Below are 19,970 nucleotides of genomic sequence, written 5' to 3' on the forward strand. Positions count from 1 at the left end.
TATAGTTCGCCTATGAAAAAGAGATTCTTTCCCAAAGGCCGCATTGCGGACCCGAGCCGTTGTGAAAAAATCGCTCAGTTGCTTGGGCCAAATGCACAACAGCGCGACATGTTAATCGAAAACCTGCATATCGTTCAGGATGCTTTCGGTCATCTGGATAAAGAAAGTATCTCCGCCTTGGCCGAGGTTATGCGCCTGTCACAGGCTCAAGTCTATGAAGTTGCCAGTTTTTATGCACATTTTCATTTAAACGGCCCACCTGCCCCGCAACAATCCTGTGTCAGTCTGACCTGCGCGATGTTTGGGGGCAGTAAGGGGACGCCTGTACCGTGCGTGGGGCGGTGTGCTGAAGCCCCGGTTTCCTTGCCACACACACAGAAAGCGACGCCCTCTTATATAGATTATGCGGCATATGATTATGCCATCTATCGCCAATATAAGGGGCAACCGGATCAGGTCTTACACGCCTTGGAAGCCGCAAACTTGCGCGGTTTGGGCGGGGCCGGATTTAAAGTTGCTGATAAATGGCGGTTTTTTGATAAAGCCACAAATGCCGTTTTGGTCATCAATGCCGATGAGGGCGAACCCGGCACATTCAAAGACCGCCACTGTCTTGAAACCAACCCGCATAAAGTTATTGAAGGGGCATTGATCGCCGCCGATGTCATCAACGCCAAAGACATTTACATCTATTTACGTGATGAATATGCCGATATCCGCCAAATCCTGCAAACCGAATTGCCAAAGATTGATACAGACGGGCATGTCATTCACTTACGTAGGGGAGCTGGTGCCTATATCTGCGGGGAAGAAACCGCCCTTCTAGAAAGTCTGGAAGGGAAACGCGGCCTTCCACGCATCAAACCACCCTATCCTGCCCAGCAAGGCTTATTTGGTCGCCCGACCCTGATCAATAATGTGGAAACCCTTTGGCGGGTACAGGACATCCTGCAAAACGGAATTGAGGCCGGATCAAAACGGTTTTATTCCCTATCCGGTCGCATCCGAAAACCGGGCGTATACGAAGCCCCACTGACCATCACTGCCCAAGAACTGATCACCCAATATGGTGGTGGTCTGTTGAAAGGCCATAAGTTCAAGGCCTATTTGCCCGGTGGCGCATCCGGCGGGATTTTACCTGCCCATCTGGCAAACCTGCCGCTGGGATTTGGAGAGCTGGAACAATACGGTTGTTTTATCGGGTCGGCGGCCGTCATTGTCTTATCCGATCACGATAATATGAAAACTGTCTGCACAAATCTGCTGGATTTCTTTAACCATGAAAGCTGCGGACAATGCACGCCTTGTCGCGTCGGCTGTGACAAGCTTTCTGAAATGCTTCGGCACACTCTGGATACAGACTTGGCACAAGAATTATGTGCGGTCATGCGCGATAGTTCCATTTGCGGACTGGGACAAGCCGCCCCCAATCCGCTGCTGTCTGCCCTGACATATTTTGCGGAGGATTTTGCATGATTTCCTTCACCCTAAACGGCAAAACTGTTCATGCAGAACAAAATGAAACCCTGTTTGATATTGCCAAACGCGAAGGCCTTTCCCTGCCGCATCTTTGTTCCGGTTATCATACACATAACAAGACGGACGGAAATTGCCGCCTTTGCGTGGTCGAGGTCGAAGGCGAACGCACATTAACCGCATCTTGCAAACGCACCGCCCAAGACGGCATGAAGGTTCACACCCATTCAGAACGGGTCACAAAATCACGCAAGATGATTATGGAGTTGTTGATTTCAGATCACCCTGAACGCAACCAAAGCCCAGACCCGAACGCGCACTTCTGGCAAATGGCGGATGAGGTTGGTATCCAAACTTCACGCTTTTCGCCACGCCCAACCCTTGAACCCGATTTCACCCATCCGGCCTTGGCTGTCAATTTGAACGCCTGTATTCAATGTACCAACTGTATTCGCGCTTGTCAGGATCTGCAAAGCAACGATGTCCTCGGTATGTTTGGGCGCGGGGCGCGTTCCACCATTGCCTTTGATCAAAACGATCCGGTGTTTGACAGTACATGTGTGGCCTGCGGGGAATGTATCCAGTCCTGCCCAACCGGGGCCTTGTTGCCGCGTGATCCGCAAACAGGGGAAGCGGTTACAGCATCAAACAGTTTGAAACGTGTGGACTCGCTTTGTCCTTTCTGCGGGGTCGGCTGTCAATTGACCTATCATGTACAGGATAACCGTCTTATACGTGTCGATGGCCGCGATGGTCCAGCAAATGAAGAAAAGCTCTGTGTAAAAGGGCGTTTTGGTTTTGATTACATCCATCATCCACAACGCCTGACCAAACCTTTGATCCGCAAGGAAGGCGCACAAAAAGAACAAATGGACCCCGCCAACCCTTTGAGCCATTTTCGCGAAGCCACATGGGATGAAGCACTGGAAAAGGCCGCAAATGGTTTTAAATCGTTCAAGGGGTCGGAACTCGCTGGTTTTGGGTCGGCCAAAGGGTCCAATGAAGAAGCCTACCTGTTTCAAAAACTGATCCGTAGCGGATTTGGCACCAACAATGTGGATCACTGTACCCGCCTATGTCATGCATCTTCCGTCGCCGCCTTGATGGAAGGGATTGGGTCTGCCGCCGTTTCCGCCCCGTTTATGGATGCGTTAAAATCCGATGTCATTATCGTCATCGGTGCGCGCCCGGCCCAAAACCATCCAGTTGCCGCCACTTATATTAAAAAGGCAGTTAAACAAGGGGCCAAACTGATCGTCATGGACCCGCGTCGCCAAGCCCTTAGTCGATTTGCCGACCATATGGTGCAATTTAAATCCGGGGCCGATGTCGCCCTGCTGAACGCCATGATCCACACCATTATCGACGAAAACCTTGTTGATCACGAATATGTCAAAACCTACACACAGGATTTTGAAAAGCTACGCAGCCATATCCAATCTTTCAGCCCGGAAGACATGGCCCCGGTTTGCGGCATTGAACCCAATGAAATTCGCAAAATTGCCCGCCTTTATGCCAAGGCAAAGCGTGCCCTGATCTTTTGGGGAATGGGCGTTAGCCAACATGTCCACGGCACCGATAATGCTCGTTGCCTGATCGCATTGGCCCTGATCACCGGGCACATCGGGCGCGATGGCACCGGCCTGCACCCTTTGCGGGGACAAAACAATGTTCAAGGCGCATCGGACGCCGGATTAATCCCGATGGTCTACCCCAATTATCAGGCCGTTGGGGATCAAGCCATTCATGAGCGTTTTGCCGATTTTTGGCAGGCTGAACTTGATCCAAGCCCCGGACTGACGGTTGTTGAAATCATCCATGCTATTCAGGCTCGACAGATTAAATCCATGTATATTATGGGTGAAAATCCCGCCATGTCGGACCCGGACACCACCAATACCCGCAAGGCTTTGGCCTCCTTAGACCATCTGGTCGTGCAGGATATCTTTTTGACAGAAACAGCCATGTACGCCGATGTGGTCTTGCCCGCCAGTGCCTTTCCTGAAAAAACAGGTACATTCACCAACACCAACCGACAGGTGCAATTAGGCCGCCAAGCCCTTGATCCGCCGGGTGAGGCCAAACAAGACCTTTGGATCATTTGCGAGATTGCCAATCGTCTGGGGCTCAACTGGTCTTATGATCATGTGCGTGATGTCTACCGTGAAATGTCCAGTGTCATGGATTCACTCAACGCGATTACATGGGAGCGGTTGGAAACTGAAAACAGCCTAACCTACCCCAACGATCAGGCCGTTCTGTTTGGGGATGGTTTCCCGACCGAGACGGGCAAAGGACGCATCGTCCCCACCGATTTGATCCCACCGGATGAAGTGCCAGATACCGACTATCCTTTCGTCCTGACAACCGGACGTATGCTGGAACATTGGCACACCGGGGCAATGACACGGCGCGCAGGCGTACTGGATCAAATAGAAGCCCTGCCCGTTGCCTGCTTAAACCCGAAGGAAATGAAAAAACGCGATATCGAAGCCGGTGACATCATCACCGTTTCCACACGGCGTGGCACTGTCGATATTCATGCGCGCCCGGACCGCGATGTCCCCCCCGGCATGGTTTTTATTCCATTCTGTTTTAAAGAAGCAGCAGCCAACCTTCTCACCAACCCGGAACTTGACCCTTACGGTAAAATACCCGAGGTCAAGACCTGTGCCGCCAAGATAGAAAAAACTAAGACGCTTCCTTAATAAACTTTGCAGAACGTTTGCGCACTTTCCAACGCTTGTCTTTCAAGGCCGGGTCAATCGGATAAATGTTGTCGAGAAATTCCGCAACCACCCGGTCCCATGAAAAATGAAGGGCATGACTGCGACAGGCTGGAACAAGCTTGCCATATGCTTTTTTCACCGCCTTTCCCAAATCATCATGCAAGGCCCCAAACGATGTCTCGCAAGCGGCCTGCTGTCCGAATACATCCAGCGGGCCGGACACCGGATAGGCCGCAACAGGCACGCCACACGCCAGACTTTCCGCCATCACAAGACCAAATGTATCGGTTAAACTGGGAAAGACAAAAACATCGGCTGCAGAATAACACAGGGCCAATTCCCGATCACTGTAGGGGATATGGAATAAGACATCCGGGTATTTTCCCATCAATTCTTCGCGCAATGGTCCCGGACCAACAACGATTTTAGAACCGGGTAAATCCAGATCGAGAAAAGCCGGAATATTTTTTTCCACCGCCAAACGCCCGACATACATATGGATCGGGCGTGGTAAATCAAAAAAATCTTTTTCCTGTGGGCTAAAAGTATCCGTGTCCACCCCGTGCGACCATTCAAAGACATTTTCAAACCCAAAACGGGCCAATTCTTTGGCCACACTGTGCGATGGGGAAAAGACGCATTTGCTCGGCCCATGAAACTTACGCATCACGCCATACAGACGATCAAGGGACAGAAACGGCAGACGTTCATGGACATATTGCGGAAACTTGGTGTGATAAGCCGTTGTAAAAGGCAGTCCTTTTTTGAGACAGACCTTGCGCATCGACCAGCCGATCGGACCTTCCGTCGCAATATGGATCACATCCGGGCGCATGCGTTTCAGCATGGAACGGATTTTTCGTTGCGGAAAAACAGCCAGCGGAATTTCAGCGTAACCGGGACAAGGAACAGTTATAAAATCACTGGGAGAAATCACACTGACTTCAAACCCCCGATCCATCAAACGTGTGCGCAATGTATCCAGCACCCGCACCACCCCGTTAATCTGCGGATGCCACGCGTCTGTAACGATCAAAATATGCAAAACCGAACCTTTCCCCATCGATACAACCGATAGAGACAAACATGTAGGTCATTACATTTTGAAGACAGGAGTATGATTCTTTTTCTAAAGCAGAACGCAAAGAGACTAAAAGGTTCTAGCGTGTAATCACACCGTCTTTGCCGCTCAGGTAACCTTCGATCAATTCATATCCCAACAAACGGTTTTGATCGTAACGTCCCGGCATGCGCATCAACCATGTTGGTTTTGCACTGAAACCGACGCGTTCGTAATAAGGTCCATCGCCCACCAGAACAATCGCGCCATATCCGGCCTTGCCTGCCAAATCGATGACTTTTAACAACATGGCCTTACCCAGCCCCAGACCATGCAATCTTGGTTCAACCGCCAGCGGCCCCAACAACAACGCATCCCCGGCATTACCGGCTTGAATGTCCCACAGGCGCACGGTTCCAACCAGTTCATCCTTTAAAAAGGCGACCAGTGACAGATCTTTGACAGGATCACGACCGATCCGAAGCTGGTGGGAAGATTTGGTTGTCCAGTTTTCCCCAAGCGCCCGTGCAACAAGTGCGAAGATTTTTTCTTCATCCACAGGACACTGCGCTTCCGTTTTTATGGTCCATTGCATAATGTCCCATAGCAGTAAGCCACGGAAGCGCCAAGCCTTTTTCTATGAAATACAGAAAAAGGCTTGGCAGGAAGAAACAAGTTTTAAATTTTAAACGCGGTCATGGCGAACAGAACAACTGCCAAACCGATCAAAAAGGCTGTAAATCCACCACGCCATCCGGGGCTGGAAGACCTGAGGTCGAGAAAATGGCGCAAGATACCTTCGGCTTTTAAAACGCTAAAGCCAAACAACAGGGCCAACGCCATAACGGAAAGGTGCGGCACATCGCTGCCGGCCTGCCCGCTGATCATGGACAGAACGGTCAAGCCGACCAATACCGCCCAGACAATAAATAAGCGTGTCATTTTTCTACCTCGCCAAATAAACCAGCGGGTACAACAGCACCCAGATTAAATCGACCATATGCCAGAATGCACAAACCGTTTCCAAAATATCGCGGCGTGGTTTCCAGATTCCAATCCCCAACAAAATCATGCCGAAAATAACATGCAGAAAATGAAAACCGGTCATCAGGAAAAACAGCGTAAAGAACGTGTCGGTTTCAATGCCGATGCCATGATCAAACTTGTCGCCATATTCGATCATTTTAATCACACCGAAGACACCACCCAATGCAATCGCACCGGCCAATAATCCGCGGGCGCGTTGTATGGATTTAGTTTCCACCGCAACAGCGCATAAAAATCCGCTGGTGATCAACACAATCGTGTTCACCCCGCCATAGACACCATCCAACAGGGCTTGTGATTGGCCAAAACCAACCGGGTCCAGCATGCGCGAAACCCCAAAACTCAGGAAGAACGCGCCGAACACCAGCAATTCACTGATGATCAAAATCCACATCATCGGGTTGCCGGGCAGATCGTCTAACGCTCCCCAGCCACCACCTTCTTCAACTTGTTCCATCTATGAACCCTTTACTAATTGGCGATAAATTTTCGGTAAGGCCGTCGATAATTTGGCGACATGCCCGACGATTTGATAAGACCCCCGCCCAAAAATATAAGGGAAATAATCTTGTGCTTTTTGATCTACCGTCACCCCGAAAACGCTCAATCCCATTTGGCGACATTCCTGTACGGCCTTGCGGCTATCTTCGATACCGTAACGGCCTTCGTAATGATCCACATCGTTGGGTTTCCCATCGGTAATCACCAACAACAATTTTTGTCGGTTGGGACGTTCTGCCAGATCTTCCGCCGCCGCGCGCAATGCCGCCCCGATTCGGGTGTAATACCCCGGTTTCAAAGCTGAAATTCGGCGTTGCACCTTCGGACCGAAAGGCTCGTCGAAGCTTTTGAGACAATCCACCCGGACATAATCGCGTTTGCGCGAAGTAAAGGTATTGATCGCAAAATCATCCCCACACGCTGCCAGACCATTGCCTAAAATGGTCAGGGCTTCTTTTTCCACGTCAATTACCCGGTGGTTATCCAGCCAGCTATCGGTTGAAAGCGAAACATCAACCAGCAAGGAAATTGCCAGATCACGTGTTTGCATGCGACTGGATAAATAAAGACGGTTACTGGAGCGCCCACTGGCCTGAATATCGGCACGTGCGCGCACAACCGCTTCAAGGTCCAGTTCTTCCCCATCAGGTTGGGCGTGCAGGACTTCGCGTTTGGCCTGCAAGGCTTCGAACTGACGTTTCACCCGGCGAATACGCCGTCTCGCAGCTTCATCCGGTGTCCAGTCTTCCCCTTCTTCCAAACCCGTGCGGATCAGAACACGGCAATGATCCTGAAGATAAATGCCCTTACGATAATGCCATTCCGGCAAGACTTTTTCCCCGGTCAGGCGGGTTTCATCCACCTCATCCCCGGGCAAATCCAGATCCATTTTGATCTTGGTTGCCGCCTTTTTATCATGCTCACTAACCGTGACCCGTTCCAGATCGTCAATGGCCTTAACCGCTTCGTCTTCTTCTTCGTCTTCTACGTTACGATTCACATTCAACATATCGGCAATGGACATGATCTTGTCGTAAATGTGCAAAAAGAACCCGTCATCGCGGTTGGCCTGATCCAGTTCACGACGTTGAGACCGAAGCTTACGATCAGTCGCCTGCTTGCGCGACATATCGCCGCCCATTTCCTGATCGCCTTTTTTAACGTTGGACATCTCGCGTTCGAGAATTTCCCCCCACAACGGGACAGGCAAAAACGGCTTATATTGCAAAACCTCGTCATCAGGCAACGCACCACCTTCAAAGATATAAGCCATTGCTGAATTTTCGGGTTTCTCACCGCCCAACAAATAAAGGACGATATCTTCAACCATATTTTCCAGCGGCGGCAGACCTTTTTTCGGGCGCATCATACGCAACCCATAAGACAGGCGCGTCCAGATCGGACGAATGCCAGGTAATTCCTGCAAGACAGAAAGCTGGACTTCATAAACCCGTTTTAAAAACATCAAGTCACGATGAAAGGCATTGTCCGTTTCTTCCAGCTTATCATCCGGACTTGCGGCAAAAAAGGCGGATAACCAATAGAAAAGTTCTTTGTTCAACTGCTTTTCGGGAAAGATATCCAGCTCGATCGGCAGCATTAATGTATGCCCGTCAAGTGTCGGGCGAATCGTTCGTTCTTCTCCCATCCCCAAACGTTGACGGAATGACAGTCGGTGGTGCGACGTTTCATTTTTTGCCGCTGCGATTTCCACACCCTTGGCGCCGCCAAGACCCCGGAAAAAGACGCCAAGGGACGCACGCACCTGATCCAGTGTCACCGCCGCGTCGGGGTGGGATCCATAACTGGCCACCCCGTTGCTGATGATCCTGTGCCAATGCGAGCCGACAAATTCCTCGACCTCTATGACCTCCATCCAACTCATGTTCTTTTATCCGAATGTGACGCGAACGACTTCCAACAAGCCTTCCTTCACGTCGGGTTCATCGGTCAAAGGCTCGATCATCGCATGTAAAACCGCTTCATCAACTGACATACCTGCTTTAATCAAGCTTGCGCAATAAACGACCAAACGTGTAGACACCCCTTCTTCAAGGTCCTGTCCCTTCATTTCACGCAATTTATTGGCCAAACGAACCAGCGGACGCACGCGATCTTCTTCCAGACCACTTTCCCCCGCAATAATTTTTGTTTCCAGTTCCAGTTCCGGGAAATCAAACTCGGCACCGAGAAAACGCTGTCGCGTACTGGGTTTCAAGGATTTCATCACATTCTGGTAACCGGGGTTATAAGAGACAACCAACATAAAGTTATCCGGTGCAACCAATTCTTCACCGGTACGATCCAAAGGCAAAACACGGCGATCATCCGTCAAGGGGTGCAAAACAACGGTTACGTCTTTGCGCGCTTCCACGACTTCATCCAGATAACAAATCCCGCCTTCACGCACGGCGCGGGTCAAAGGACCATCTGTCCAAACCGTATCCCCGCCTTTCAGCAGGTAACGTCCAGTTAAATCCGCCGCCGTTAAATCGTCATGACAAGATACCGTATAGAGCGGCAAACCGAGTCGCGCAGCCATATGGCTGACGAAACGGGTTTTCCCGCACCCAGTCGGCCCTTTGAGCAAAAGAGGGAGCTTATTTTTAAATGCCTGTTCAAACAGGGTACATTCATTGGATGCTTCGACGTAATGTGGGATGGATTTTGTCATGATATTAGCTTTTTCTATTGTTAACATTTTTCCAAAAAGAAGGGCCATAAGGTTGATAATACAACCCTATAGCCCCCCATTTACCTTAAGAGAATGGCAGAATTATGCCTGTTTCTCTTTGCCCGGCAGCAGCAGTGATACGACGATAATAACCGCACCAAGTACCACAACAACACCAGAGCCCAGACGCATCATGTAGAACAGACCAAGTTGATCTTGTACGTCCATGAAACCTTCACCCAAAACACGTTGCAGGTGAGTTTGGACCGTACCAGCGAACGTCAGAACGAATGTCATGAACGAAACCGCAGAAGTAGTGATCCAGAAGCCCCACATGTTGAGCATTTGGTTGTAAGGTGAACGGCCCAGCAGGTTCGGCAATGCATAAGTCATGATGGCAATGTTAACCATGACGTAAGCGCCATAGAATGCCAAGTGACCGTGTGCAGCTGTAATCTGCGTACCGTGAGTATAGTAGTTTACGCCGCTTAATGTATGCAGGAAGCCCCATACACCAGCACCGAAGAAGGCCATAACAGCACAACCCAAAGCCCACAGCAGAGCTGCTTTGTTCGGGTGGTCGCGACCACCTTTGTAAACCATGTAGAAAGTAAAGACGACCATCGCAAAGAACGGAACAACTTCCAAAGTAGAGAAGATGGAACCGATCCACTGCCAGTAACCCGGAGTCCCGATCCAGTAGTAGTGGTGACCTGTACCCAAGATACCAGTGAACAATGTCAAAGATACGATCAGGTACAACCATTTTTCCACAACTTCACGGTCAACACCGGTCAGCTTGATCATCAAGAAGGCCAGGATTGATGCCATGATCAATTCCCAAACACCTTCTACCCACAGGTGAACAACCCACCACCAGAACATTTTGTCCAGTACGAGGTTTACCGGGTTGTAGAAAGCGAACAGGAAGAATACTGCAACACCCCAAAGACCGACCAACAGCACCAAAGAAACGGCTGTTTTACGACCTTTCAACACTGTCATTGTCAGGTTGAACAGGAAAATAAGCGCAACGATAACAATCGCGATTTTACCCCAGAGCGGCTGCTCAAGGAATTCACGACCACCGTGGTTACCCAACAGGTAGCTAACCACGATCGCAGCAGCGCCCAGGAAGAACGCCCAGAACTGAATGATCGCCAATTTGGTGCTGTGCAATTCTGTTTCCGCTTCTTCCGGAACCAGATAGTAAGCTGCACCCATAAAGCCCATCAATAGCCATACGATCAGCGCGTTGGTGTGAACCATACGAATTACGTTAAACGGCAGAACGTCTGCCAACATGTTCGGAACCACATAGACGGCACCGGCTAACAAGCCGAACAGCACCTGGGCAACGAACAAAACGAGGGCACCCGTAAAGTAGTAAAGTGCCACTTTTTGAGATTGATATTTCATAATAATGTCCTCAGCTTTCACCCATTAGCCCGCGTCATTCGGCGGCCAGTTTTGGGTATTGATTTCACTGGTCCATTTGAAAAATTCAACCAGCCCGTCCAGTTCTTCTTCCGTCAAGTTAAACTGCGGCATTTGGCGGCGGCCTTCAACACCTGTGGGCATGGCTTTCATCCATTCCTTAATGAAATCGGCTGCCCCTTCGGCGTCATCGCGTCCACCACGACGAACCCAAACGTTACCCAGTTCCGGTGCGAAATAAGCGCCTTCACCAAGCAAGCTGTGACAGTTAACACAAGAATGCCGTTCCCAAACTTCTTTCCCAAGGGCGATCTTCTCGTTCAGATTTTCCGGCTTTGAGGATTCGTCAACAAACATAACAGATTGGACGACCAACAAAGTGAAAATCGCAAAGAAGAAAATTGTTCCCCCGAAGAAAATGTTTCGAGCCGCACTAATCGTTAAGCGGTCTTTCATTTTAATCTCCATCAAACACAATATGGCGGAAGCGCCCCCTCAGGTACAACTTCAACCTATGCTGAAATCTAACTAAGCCTGCCTGATAGGTAATTGAGGTTGGTCAAAACTCACATCGTTTGACCATTTAAGGCAAGATAAACACTATCTTTTCGTTTTATCCTCCCCTATCATCTTATAAAAATCACGTTCGTTACTCAGAGACACGTTCACAAGATGGCTTCGTATTTGAAAAAAGGAAATAAAATCGGAAAAAAGCTGATGACGCTTATCATTGCGTTCAGCTCTTTGATTACCTTTTTCATAACTGCAATACAGTTATTTGTAGATTATACCGAGCAACGCAATGATCTGGACGTCACACTCAACAGCGTTACCGTGAACGTCCCGACAATTTCAGGTAGCGTCTGGAGCTTCGATGAAGAACAAATTCTTTTATCCTTAGAAGGCTTGGTAAATCTGCGCAATATTGAGCATGTGGTCGTCAAAACCGAGAATGGAAAAAGCGCCTGGGAAGCCGGCGCCAAAAAATCCGAACATGTGATCGAACGCGCCTATCCCCTGATTTACGATAAACGCGGTGAACAGGTAAACATTGGGAGCCTCAACGTTGTTGCCAGCCTTGATCAAATTTACGAACGCGTTTTTTCAAAAGCACTCGGCATTTTATTAAGCAACGGCGTCAAAACGTTCTTTGTCGCCCTGTTTATGTTTGCCATCTTCTATCGCTTGGTTGCACGCAGGTTGGGCGCCCTTGCAGAAAAAGTAGAAAGTATCACACAGGAGTTGGCACAATCGGATATTGACGGGCTTTACGAACACGATCCCAAAGATGATGAAATTCAGTCTCTGCGCAAAAGCTTTGACCATATGGGCGACAAACTGCGCGCGACATTCAACACATTGGCCGAGACTAATAAAAGCCTGCAACATGCCTATGAAGAAGTCCAGACCATCAATTCCCAGTTGGAATTGCGCGTCCATGAACGCACCCAACACCTGAGCCAGGAAATCGTCGAACGCGAATACGTTCAACAATCCCTCAAAAACAGCGAACAACGCTTGCGCGATATCGCAGAATCGGCCTCCGACTGGTTTTGGGAAACAGGTGAAAACCACTGTTTCACCTATGTATCCAGCCGTTGCTATGAAGTCACTGGCCTTTCACAAGAAGATATTCTAGGCAAGCAGCGCCATGCCCTTGCGGCTTATCTCTCGCCCGATTATGAACCTGATATATGGCAGGCCTACGACGAAATCCTCAGGAATGAATTGCCGCTTGAAGATTTCCGCTATCGTTTAAAAACCCGTAACGGACAGATACGCGTCATCGAACTCAGCGGGCGTCCCTACTATGATACCAACAATCAATTTATGGGCTATCGCGGGGCAGCGCGTGACGTGACCGATCAGGTTCACTATCAGGAACAACTGCAAAAAGCCAAAGAAAAGGCCGATGTGGCCAGCAAGGCGAAAAGCGAATTCATCTCCAGTATGAGCCATGAATTACGCACCCCGCTCAACGGCATCCTAGGTTTTGCACAGCTTTTGGTTATGAACCCGAAAAAAGCCCTTGATAAACAACAAGCCCTATATGTCGATCAAATTCTCGGTGCCAGCAATCATTTGCTAACCCTGATTAATGAAATCCTCGACCTTTCAAAAGTGGAAGCCGGAAAAATCAATCTTGATATGGAAGTGATTTCCCCGATCGATACCATAAACGACAATATCGACTTGTTGGAAGCCGCCGCCCGGGACTACGAAGTCAGCATTTCCACAAACTACGATAACGTCCCACCAGACGTACAAATCATCGCAGACGTGACACGCTTCAGTCAGGTTCTGATGAATTTATGCTTTAATGCAATTAAATATAACCGCCCGCAAGGCCGCGTGGAAATATCGCTCAGCGTTGAAAAGAAACGTTGGTTGCGCATCAAGGTTACGGACACCGGCAACGGATTAACATCGGATCAAATTGATCAGCTTTTCACCCCCTTTAATCGCCTCGGAGCTGAGACGACAGACACAGAAGGAACGGGTGTCGGCCTGTCTATTTCCCAAAAATTGGTTCATCTGATGCAGGGGCAAATCGGTGTTGAAAGTACCCCCGGTGTCGGCAGTACATTCTGGTTCGAATTTGAAGTCGTTCAAGCCAGCCCCGTTCAGCATCAAGAAGCCACAATCGCTTTTTCCCTGAACAATCAAAGGCTGGAACTCCTGCCTTGCCGGGTTCTTTATGTGGAAGATAATCCCGAAAATATGATGTTGGTCAGGGAAATCTTCGACAAATTCGATCAAGCTGAACTTTTAGAAGCCCAGACCGCTGAAGAAGGTCTTGAGCTGGCATCGACAAACCAACTTGACCTTATTCTCATGGACCTGAATCTACCCGGTATGGATGGGTTTCAGGCCTTAAATATTTTGAAACGACAAGAAGAAACAAAAGATATTCCTGTCTTTGCCCTCAGCGCCAATGTCCATCCGGACACCATCCGGCGCGGCATAGAAGAGGGATTCCAAAGTTTCCTGACCAAACCTGTAGATATAGTGGCCTTGATTAAAACGGTTAATTCAGTGCTGACTGCATAAAGGGGGAGAAGACTAACATGTTGTTTTTAAGGTTGATCCTGATCGCTTCATTTTGCAACGCAATCGTCTGGCTGGATGCACAAGCAGCGCCAGAAAAGATTGAATATGCCTACCCGGACATTTCTGTTTGGACCACACAACGTGATGCCGATGGGAAATTAAAAAACCCACTGGTCCGGCTTGCCCAACCTTTATTTGAAAAAGCCGGCATTCCTTGGCAAGCAAAGGATTATCCCGCCAAACGTATGTTTGCAAACCTTCGTGAAGGGGTGTCCAAATTTTCCATGCTGGTTAATGCCCCTTCGATTTTGCGGAACTGTTGCCTGGTCAGCAAAGACCCGGTTGCCGTCGTTGAAATTCGTGTCTTTCATAGAAAAGAAACGCCCATCATCTCAGCGCTGGAAGATTTGAATGGAAAAAGCGTGATTACCATCCGTGGATATAGTTATGCCGGGACGCTGAAATACATTCAGGAAAAAGAAAATCAAATTCAGAATTATCCCGCTCCGAATCATAGTGCTGCCTTTTCTATGTTCTCAAACGGACGTGCCGATTATGTTCTGGACTATGCCTTTCCTGCAGCAGAAATTCTTGAAAAATCCCCGATTGAGGATATCGCCTTTAGTACACTAAAGAAGACCAACGTCTATTTGATTTTACATAAAAGCTACCCGGATGCAGAAAACGTCATGGCACGCCTCGAAGAAATCGCCAAGACATTGGATAAAGAAGAATTCCTCAATGCACCGGATATAACACCGGTTATGAATTAATACTAAAACGCTCACGATACCTACCTGCCTTCAAGCCGGTTATCTCTTTGAAAACCCGACTAAAAGCCGATGGATCTTTGTATCCGACGCGCCAAGCGACCTCGCTGATGGGCAAACGTGTGCGTTCCAATAAGCCGCGGGCTTTTTCTATCCGTAAGTTTTGCAGATAAATCGTTGGGGTTATTCCTGTCGCCGCCTTGAAGCGTCGCAAGAACGTCCGCGACGACATACGGGCTTGCCCCGCAAGACCTTCCACGCTCACCTGATCGGCGTAGTTTTTTTCCAAAGCGTGCTGTACCGATAAAATGTAAGGATCCCCGTGATTCAAAACCGGACGAAAACTGCGATAATTTTTTTGTTCGCGCCCACTGGGATCAATCAATAAATGGCGTGCGGTTGCACTCGTGATTTGCTGTCCCAAATAACGGGTCACCACAAATAATCCTAAATCAACCCATGCCATGAGACCCCCGGCACTGACGATATCATAATCGTCAATTAAAATGCGCTCACTATTAACCACAGCCTTTGGAAACTGGTGCTGCAAATCTTCTTCCAGTAACCAGTGGGTTGTGACCGGACGCCCATCCAAAAGTCCGCAGGCCCCCAACCAGAACGCCCCGGCGCATATGGAACAAACCGTTGCGCCTTGCCCATGCTCTGCCTTGATCCAATCAAGTATCCCTTGATCATCATAACGACGATTTCGCGATAAACTCGGTGGCAATATGATTGTGTCACAAAAGGGAAGGTCCCGTTTTTTAAGATCATCTACCGAAAGAATACGAACATCCAACTGCCCTCCGGCCTGCGCTGCACTATTGCGATTTGCGACCTCAAATAAATCAGCCAGTCCCAAAACAGCCGCCTGCTGAACATCGGGATAGGCGAAAATTGCAATTGACGTTTTACGAGATATCTCTTTCATTTGGCGAATATAGCATAAAAAATGTCATTTTCGCCAATTTCATTTCTTTTCAAATCGCTGAATAATCAACACCGTTCATAATTCAGGAGATCACAATGACAAAAACTGCTCTTATCCTCATTGATATTCAAAATGACTATTTCCCAAACGGTGCCTTTGAATTGCATGAAATGGAACAGGCTGCCCAAAATGCGAAAATGCTTTTGGAGAACTTCCGTCAAGCGGGTTCCTCGATCTTTCACATTCGTCACGAAAGCCTTGCTAAAAACGCCCCATTCTTTTTACCGGATACAGATGGCGCACAAATTCGTGCCAGCGTCGCCCCACAAGCGGGCGAAAGCGTTATTTTAAAGCATCGCCCCAACAGTTTTTTCGAAACCACGTTACTGGAAAACTTAAAAGCTCAAAACATCGATTCTTTAATCGTCTGCGGCGCAATGAGCCAAATGTGCGTGGAAGCCACAACCCGCGCTGCGGTCGATTTCGGTTTCACCGTAACGGTCATTGAGGATGCCTGCGCCGCACGTGCCCTGACGTTCAAGGGGGAAACCGTGCCCGCCCCACAGGTGCATGCCTCTTTCATGGCGGCACTTGGCATGAGTTATGCCCGTATTTTATCGACTGAGGACTTTCTCAGCGCGTAATAAAAAAGGCCTCGTCTACACGGACGAGGCCTTTTTTCATAATCAGATCATGTTCTTAAGCGGCGTTGATTTTTTCCAACGCCTGACCGCGAACGGTACGATCATAATCTTCCACCAGTTGGCGTGAAATATCGCCCGGTGTAAATTTATATTCACCGATTTCAGCAACCGGGGTGACTTCTGCCGCTGTCCCTGTCAGGAAGCATTCTTCAAAATCACCCAACTCGTCCGGCATGATCACACGTTCAACGATTTTATACCCACGGTCTTTTGCCAGACCGATCACGGTACGACGGGTAATCCCGTCCAGGAAACAATCCGGTGTCGGTGTGTGGATTTCACCCGCTTTATTCACAAAGAAAATATTGGCACCGGTTGCTTCGGCAACCTGTCCACGCCAATCCAGCATCATCGCGTCGTGATAGCCACGGTCTTCCGCAGCATGCTTGGACAGTGTACAGATCATATAAAGGCCAGCTGCCTTGGAACGACTCGGTGCTGTTTCCGGGTTCGGGCGGCGATAAATCGCGTTATCCAGACGAATGCCTTTCATGCGGGCTTCCGGGTCGAAATAAGACGGCCATTCCCATGCGGCAATTGCCAGATGGATGGTGTTTTTCTGTGCAGAAACACCCATCATTTCAGAACCACGCCAGGCAACCGGACGGATGTAACCATCCACAATATTGTTTTCGTCCACCACCTTTTGAGTCGCCGCATCAATTTCTTCCACAGTATAGGGAATTTTAAAACCGAGGATTTTGGCAGATTCAACGAGACGCTGACTATGTTCCGTCAATTTGAAGATTTTCCCGCCATATACGCGGATACCCTCAAAAACAGAAGATCCATAGTGCAGGGCATGGGAAAGAACATGAACCTTGGAATCGCGCCAAGGAATCATTTCGCCATCATGCCAGATCGTACCGTCACGGTCGTCAAACGAAAGGTTGGACATGGTTTTTCTCTTCTTTTGTAACAAAGTTGCTTTTATGCAGGGTTTTGCATAAATGATGTTGCCACTATTAGCTCGTTCTGGCATATATGTCAACATTACTGACGTAGTTTAAAATAATTTGAAAAATGTCCGATATCAAAAGACGTGCCAATCCTTTGTTTTTGCGAGAAGAAGAACTTCGTCTCGCGATGGAACTTCTCTTTTTCGCCTACCGTGATTTTACCGGGGAGGCGGACGATATCCTCGAATCGTATAATTTTGGGCGCGCCCATCACCGTGTCATTTATTTTGTCGGGCGTGAACCCGGTATGTCGGTAAAAGACCTGCTACACATTCTCTCCATTACAAAACAAAGTCTATCGCGCGTCCTCAGCCAGTTGGTCGATGAAGGCTTCATCGAACAACGTACAGGCGTAAATGACCGCCGCCAACGCCTGTTGTACCTGACAACCAAAGGTCAGAAGCTGGAACAGCAGCTTTCAAAAAGCCAAAGTCGCCGCATTGCCGAGGCTTATCGTTTGGCCGGGGCCGATGCCGTTGACGGTTTTCGCAAGGTCTTGATGGGTATCACAGACGAAAAAGAACGGTTTGCCCAACTCAATGACGATCTACAGGATTGATTTTGATTTAAACGGGCGCGGTGCGGTGGCATACTGTCGCCCATGATGAACGAACAACCTCATATTCTCGTTGTCGATGATGACGAACGTTTGCGCCGATTACTGAAAAAATTTCTCAGTGAAAACGGTTTTAACGTCAGTATCGCGCAAGACGCACAAGATGCCCGCAATAAATTGGGATTGTTGGAATTCGACCTGATTGTGCTGGATTTGATGATGCCGGGAGAAAGCGGCCTGGACTTTGCCCGTGATTTCCGCTCATCCAACGACACACCTGTCTTGATGCTCACGGCCATGAGCGAAGGCGAAGATCGCATTTCCGGCTTGGAATGCGGGGCAGAAGATTACCTGACCAAACCGTTTGAACCGCGCGAACTGGTTTTACGCATCAACAATATTTTAAAACGCGTCGTACGCAGCACACCGCAAGACCAGACAGGCTTGATCCAACTTGGCGCCTTGGTCTTTGACAGTCAACGCCATATCCTGAGCCGCAACGGCACGCAAATACATTTAACCGCATCCGAAGCCAGCTTGCTTGTTATTCTGGCAGAAAACGAAAATAAAGTCCTCAGCCGGGAACAACTGGCAGAACTTTCTGGTATTGCCGGAAACGATCGAACCATTGATGTACAGGTCACACGCCTGCGCCGTAAAATCGAAATCGACCCAAAAATGCCGCGTTATCTGCAAACAGTCCGTGGGCAAGGCTACGTCCTGCGACCAAGTTAAATCAAACATCATGGACACAATGATCAAGAAAATATTGCCACGCAGCCTCTTGGGGCGCTCCCTGATGATTTTGGTGGTTCCGCTGGTCCTGCTACAAGTCATTTCGGCCTTCATTTTCTACGAAGCCCATTGGGACAAGGTTTCCAAATATCTGGCACGCGGTCTGGCCGGTGATGTCGGTGCCCTTGTCGATATGATCCGCAACGATCCCGACGAAGACGGACTGGCACGTACGTTTCTTATTTCCAGACAACGTTTCAATATGGCGGCCAGTTTGCGCAAAGGCGAAATCCTCGCCAACAATGAAAATATCGTAGAAGGCAGTATTCCCGATCCCTTTTTACTCTCTGCACTGGATGAACGGGTTGGCTTGCCCTACCACATTCTTGCACCCGCGGATAAAAAGACCCTGACCATCGAAGTGCAACTCAGTGATGGTGTATTATCCGTCACGGCCCTACGCAAACGCCTGTTCAGTTCAACAACCTATGTTTTTGTCTTATGGATGGTCGGCAGTTCCATGCTGTTGTTTGGTGTTGCTATTATTTTCATGCGCAACCAGGTCCGCCCCATCCGGCGACTGGCACAAGCAGCCGACGCCTTTGGGAAGCGCCAAAATGTTGAACGTTTCAAACCTGAAGGGGCACGCGAAGTTCGACAGGCGGCAACCGCTTTTTTAAAAATGAAAGCCCGGATTGAACGCCAAATTGAACAACGCACACATATGCTGGCCGGTGTCTCCCATGACTTGCGCACCCCTTTAACCCGCATGAAACTGCAACTTGCCATGATGGGTGAGGAAGAGGACATTAAAGATTTACGCGACGATATTCAGGAAATGGAGCACATGTTGGAAGGCTATCTGGATTTTGTGCGCGGCGAAGGCGAGGAAGAACCCGAAGACACTAATATTTCACAAATTCTAGCATCCGTTGCACAAGGCATAAAACGCAAAGATATCCCCATCGACTATCAAAGCACCGAGGATATTTACCTGCAAGTTCGGCCCAATGCATTCAAACGATGTGTAACAAACTTAGTGGAAAATGCGGGGAGATACGGCACTCATATCTGGTTGAGTATTGAGCTGCGTAACGATAGTGTTGAAGTGAGCGTTGACGATAATGGCCCCGGCATCCCCGAAGATATGCGCGAAGAGGTTTTCAAACCTTTCTTTCGACTTGATAAATCACGCAATATCCAAACAGGCGGAGTTGGCCTTGGTCTGTCCATTGTCCGTGATGTTGTGCGCGCACATGGGGGAGATATTCAACTTACAACCTCCCCACAAGGCGGTCTGCGTGCACGCTTGCGTTTTCCAGTTTAGAAAACGCGCTATT

18 protein-coding genes are annotated in these 19,970 nt (G+C 49.0%); 8 read left to right on the top strand and 10 right to left on the bottom strand.

Annotated elements, in window-relative coordinates; genetic code table 11:
• The first annotated feature begins 12 nt into the window (after positions 1-12).
• Complete coding sequence (locus ACN0VA_RS05830; RefSeq protein ID WP_417820237.1) at positions 13-1,476, top strand: NADH-ubiquinone oxidoreductase-F iron-sulfur binding region domain-containing protein; 1,464 nt, start codon at positions 13-15, stop codon at positions 1,474-1,476.
• Complete coding sequence (fdhF, locus tag ACN0VA_RS05835) at positions 1,473-4,184, top strand: formate dehydrogenase subunit alpha (RefSeq protein ID WP_417820238.1); 2,712 nt, start codon at positions 1,473-1,475, stop codon at positions 4,182-4,184. The genes ACN0VA_RS05830 and fdhF overlap by 4 nt, the downstream gene beginning before the upstream one ends.
• On the opposite strand, the gene ACN0VA_RS05840 is transcribed toward fdhF, so the two are convergent.
• The 8 genes from ACN0VA_RS05840 to ACN0VA_RS05875 form a co-directional block, all read right to left on the bottom strand.
• The gene (locus tag ACN0VA_RS05840) at positions 4,168-5,250 is read right to left on the bottom strand and encodes a glycosyltransferase family 4 protein (RefSeq protein ID WP_417820317.1); all 1,083 of its coding nucleotides are present in this window, start codon (positions 5,248-5,250) and stop codon (positions 4,168-4,170) included. The two genes, fdhF and ACN0VA_RS05840, sit on opposite strands and share 17 nt — an antisense overlap.
• Positions 5,251-5,365: 115 nt before the next feature.
• Positions 5,366-5,860 (bottom strand): GNAT family N-acetyltransferase, encoded by a 495-nt coding sequence (locus tag ACN0VA_RS05845; RefSeq protein ID WP_417820239.1) that lies wholly within the window; start codon positions 5,858-5,860, stop codon positions 5,366-5,368.
• 83 nt (positions 5,861-5,943) lie between these two features.
• Positions 5,944-6,207 carry a cytochrome C oxidase subunit IV family protein gene (locus ACN0VA_RS05850; protein ID WP_417820240.1) on the bottom strand — a complete coding sequence of 88 codons (264 nt, stop codon included), beginning with the start codon at positions 6,205-6,207 and terminating at the stop codon, positions 5,944-5,946.
• 4 nt (positions 6,208-6,211) lie between these two features.
• Positions 6,212-6,769, bottom strand: a complete 558-nt coding sequence (locus ACN0VA_RS05855) for a cytochrome c oxidase subunit 3 family protein (RefSeq protein WP_417820241.1) — start codon at positions 6,767-6,769, stop codon at positions 6,212-6,214.
• A complete protein-coding gene (locus tag ACN0VA_RS05860) occupies positions 6,770-8,698 on the bottom strand; it encodes a nitric oxide reductase activation protein NorD (protein ID WP_417820242.1) in 1,929 nt (642 codons plus the stop codon).
• A 6-nt stretch (positions 8,699-8,704) separates the two neighbouring features.
• The gene (locus tag ACN0VA_RS05865) at positions 8,705-9,487 is read right to left on the bottom strand and encodes a CbbQ/NirQ/NorQ/GpvN family protein (protein WP_417820243.1); all 783 of its coding nucleotides are present in this window, start codon (positions 9,485-9,487) and stop codon (positions 8,705-8,707) included.
• Positions 9,488-9,589: 102 nt separating this feature from the next.
• Entirely contained in the window at positions 9,590-10,906 is a 1,317-nt protein-coding gene (locus ACN0VA_RS05870; RefSeq protein ID WP_417820244.1) for a cbb3-type cytochrome c oxidase subunit I, read from the bottom strand.
• 24 nt (positions 10,907-10,930) lie between these two features.
• The gene (locus tag ACN0VA_RS05875) at positions 10,931-11,380 is read right to left on the bottom strand and encodes a c-type cytochrome (RefSeq protein ID WP_417820245.1); all 450 of its coding nucleotides are present in this window, start codon (positions 11,378-11,380) and stop codon (positions 10,931-10,933) included.
• Positions 11,381-11,641: 261 nt separating this feature from the next.
• Here ACN0VA_RS05875 and ACN0VA_RS05880 point away from each other — a divergent pair, with 261 nt between their 5' ends.
• On the top strand, positions 11,642-13,975 hold the full coding sequence (locus tag ACN0VA_RS05880; protein ID WP_417820246.1) for an ATP-binding protein: 2,334 nt from the start codon (positions 11,642-11,644) through the stop codon (positions 13,973-13,975).
• 17 nt (positions 13,976-13,992) lie between these two features.
• Positions 13,993-14,748, top strand: coding sequence for a substrate-binding periplasmic protein (locus tag ACN0VA_RS05885; RefSeq protein WP_417820247.1), 756 nt, complete (start codon positions 13,993-13,995; stop codon positions 14,746-14,748).
• Here ACN0VA_RS05885 and ACN0VA_RS05890 read toward each other — a convergent pair.
• Positions 14,738-15,676: a GlxA family transcriptional regulator gene (locus ACN0VA_RS05890; protein ID WP_417820248.1), complete on the bottom strand. Its 939-nt coding sequence runs from the start codon at positions 15,674-15,676 to the stop codon at positions 14,738-14,740. The two genes, ACN0VA_RS05885 and ACN0VA_RS05890, sit on opposite strands and share 11 nt — an antisense overlap.
• 95 nt (positions 15,677-15,771) lie before the next feature.
• Here ACN0VA_RS05890 and ACN0VA_RS05895 point away from each other — a divergent pair, with 95 nt between their 5' ends.
• The gene (locus ACN0VA_RS05895) at positions 15,772-16,320 is read left to right on the top strand and encodes a cysteine hydrolase family protein (protein WP_417820249.1); all 549 of its coding nucleotides are present in this window, start codon (positions 15,772-15,774) and stop codon (positions 16,318-16,320) included.
• A gap of 55 nt (positions 16,321-16,375) precedes the next feature.
• Here the strand turns inward: ACN0VA_RS05895 and ACN0VA_RS05900 are convergent, their stop codons facing one another.
• Positions 16,376-17,278, bottom strand: a complete 903-nt coding sequence (locus ACN0VA_RS05900; RefSeq protein WP_417820250.1) for a branched-chain amino acid aminotransferase — start codon at positions 17,276-17,278, stop codon at positions 16,376-16,378.
• A gap of 125 nt (positions 17,279-17,403) precedes the next feature.
• Here ACN0VA_RS05900 and ACN0VA_RS05905 point away from each other — a divergent pair, with 125 nt between their 5' ends.
• From ACN0VA_RS05905 to ACN0VA_RS05915, 3 genes are read left to right on the top strand one after another with little or no spacing between them, the layout of a single operon-like run.
• Positions 17,404-17,898, top strand: a complete 495-nt coding sequence (locus tag ACN0VA_RS05905) for a MarR family winged helix-turn-helix transcriptional regulator (protein ID WP_417820251.1) — start codon at positions 17,404-17,406, stop codon at positions 17,896-17,898.
• Between the two features lie 42 nt (positions 17,899-17,940).
• A complete protein-coding gene (locus ACN0VA_RS05910; protein WP_417820252.1) occupies positions 17,941-18,630 on the top strand; it encodes a response regulator in 690 nt (229 codons plus the stop codon).
• 19 nt (positions 18,631-18,649) lie between these two features.
• Positions 18,650-19,957: an ATP-binding protein gene (locus tag ACN0VA_RS05915; protein WP_417820254.1), complete on the top strand. Its 1,308-nt coding sequence runs from the start codon at positions 18,650-18,652 to the stop codon at positions 19,955-19,957.
• Positions 19,958-19,970 lie beyond the last annotated feature (13 nt).

It is taken from the genome of Terasakiella sp. (genome assembly GCF_048267425.1).
GTDB lineage: Bacteria > Pseudomonadota > Alphaproteobacteria > Rhodospirillales > Terasakiellaceae > Terasakiella.

Excerpts from the sequence above, each read along its gene's own strand:
- ACN0VA_RS05830 (WP_417820237.1), top strand. The coding sequence starts at position 13 with ATGAAAAAGAGATTCTTTCCCAAAGGCCGCATTGCGGACCCGAGCCGT.
- fdhF (WP_417820238.1), top strand. The coding sequence starts at position 1,473 with ATGATTTCCTTCACCCTAAACGGCAAAACTGTTCATGCAGAACAAAAT.
- ACN0VA_RS05845 (WP_417820239.1), bottom strand. The coding sequence starts at position 5,860 with ATGCAATGGACCATAAAAACGGAAGCGCAGTGTCCTGTGGATGAAGAA.
- ACN0VA_RS05850 (WP_417820240.1), bottom strand. The coding sequence starts at position 6,207 with ATGACACGCTTATTTATTGTCTGGGCGGTATTGGTCGGCTTGACCGTT.
- ACN0VA_RS05855 (WP_417820241.1), bottom strand. The coding sequence starts at position 6,769 with ATGGAACAAGTTGAAGAAGGTGGTGGCTGGGGAGCGTTAGACGATCTG.
- ACN0VA_RS05860 (WP_417820242.1), bottom strand. The coding sequence starts at position 8,698 with ATGAGTTGGATGGAGGTCATAGAGGTCGAGGAATTTGTCGGCTCGCAT.
- ACN0VA_RS05865 (WP_417820243.1), bottom strand. The coding sequence starts at position 9,487 with ATGACAAAATCCATCCCACATTACGTCGAAGCATCCAATGAATGTACC.
- ACN0VA_RS05870 (WP_417820244.1), bottom strand. The coding sequence starts at position 10,906 with ATGAAATATCAATCTCAAAAAGTGGCACTTTACTACTTTACGGGTGCC.
- ACN0VA_RS05875 (WP_417820245.1), bottom strand. The coding sequence starts at position 11,380 with ATGAAAGACCGCTTAACGATTAGTGCGGCTCGAAACATTTTCTTCGGG.
- ACN0VA_RS05880 (WP_417820246.1), top strand. The coding sequence starts at position 11,642 with ATGACGCTTATCATTGCGTTCAGCTCTTTGATTACCTTTTTCATAACT.
- ACN0VA_RS05885 (WP_417820247.1), top strand. The coding sequence starts at position 13,993 with ATGTTGTTTTTAAGGTTGATCCTGATCGCTTCATTTTGCAACGCAATC.
- ACN0VA_RS05890 (WP_417820248.1), bottom strand. The coding sequence starts at position 15,676 with ATGAAAGAGATATCTCGTAAAACGTCAATTGCAATTTTCGCCTATCCC.
- ACN0VA_RS05895 (WP_417820249.1), top strand. The coding sequence starts at position 15,772 with ATGACAAAAACTGCTCTTATCCTCATTGATATTCAAAATGACTATTTC.
- ACN0VA_RS05900 (WP_417820250.1), bottom strand. The coding sequence starts at position 17,278 with ATGTCCAACCTTTCGTTTGACGACCGTGACGGTACGATCTGGCATGAT.
- ACN0VA_RS05905 (WP_417820251.1), top strand. The coding sequence starts at position 17,404 with ATGTCCGATATCAAAAGACGTGCCAATCCTTTGTTTTTGCGAGAAGAA.
- ACN0VA_RS05910 (WP_417820252.1), top strand. The coding sequence starts at position 17,941 with ATGATGAACGAACAACCTCATATTCTCGTTGTCGATGATGACGAACGT.
- ACN0VA_RS05915 (WP_417820254.1), top strand. The coding sequence starts at position 18,650 with ATGATCAAGAAAATATTGCCACGCAGCCTCTTGGGGCGCTCCCTGATG.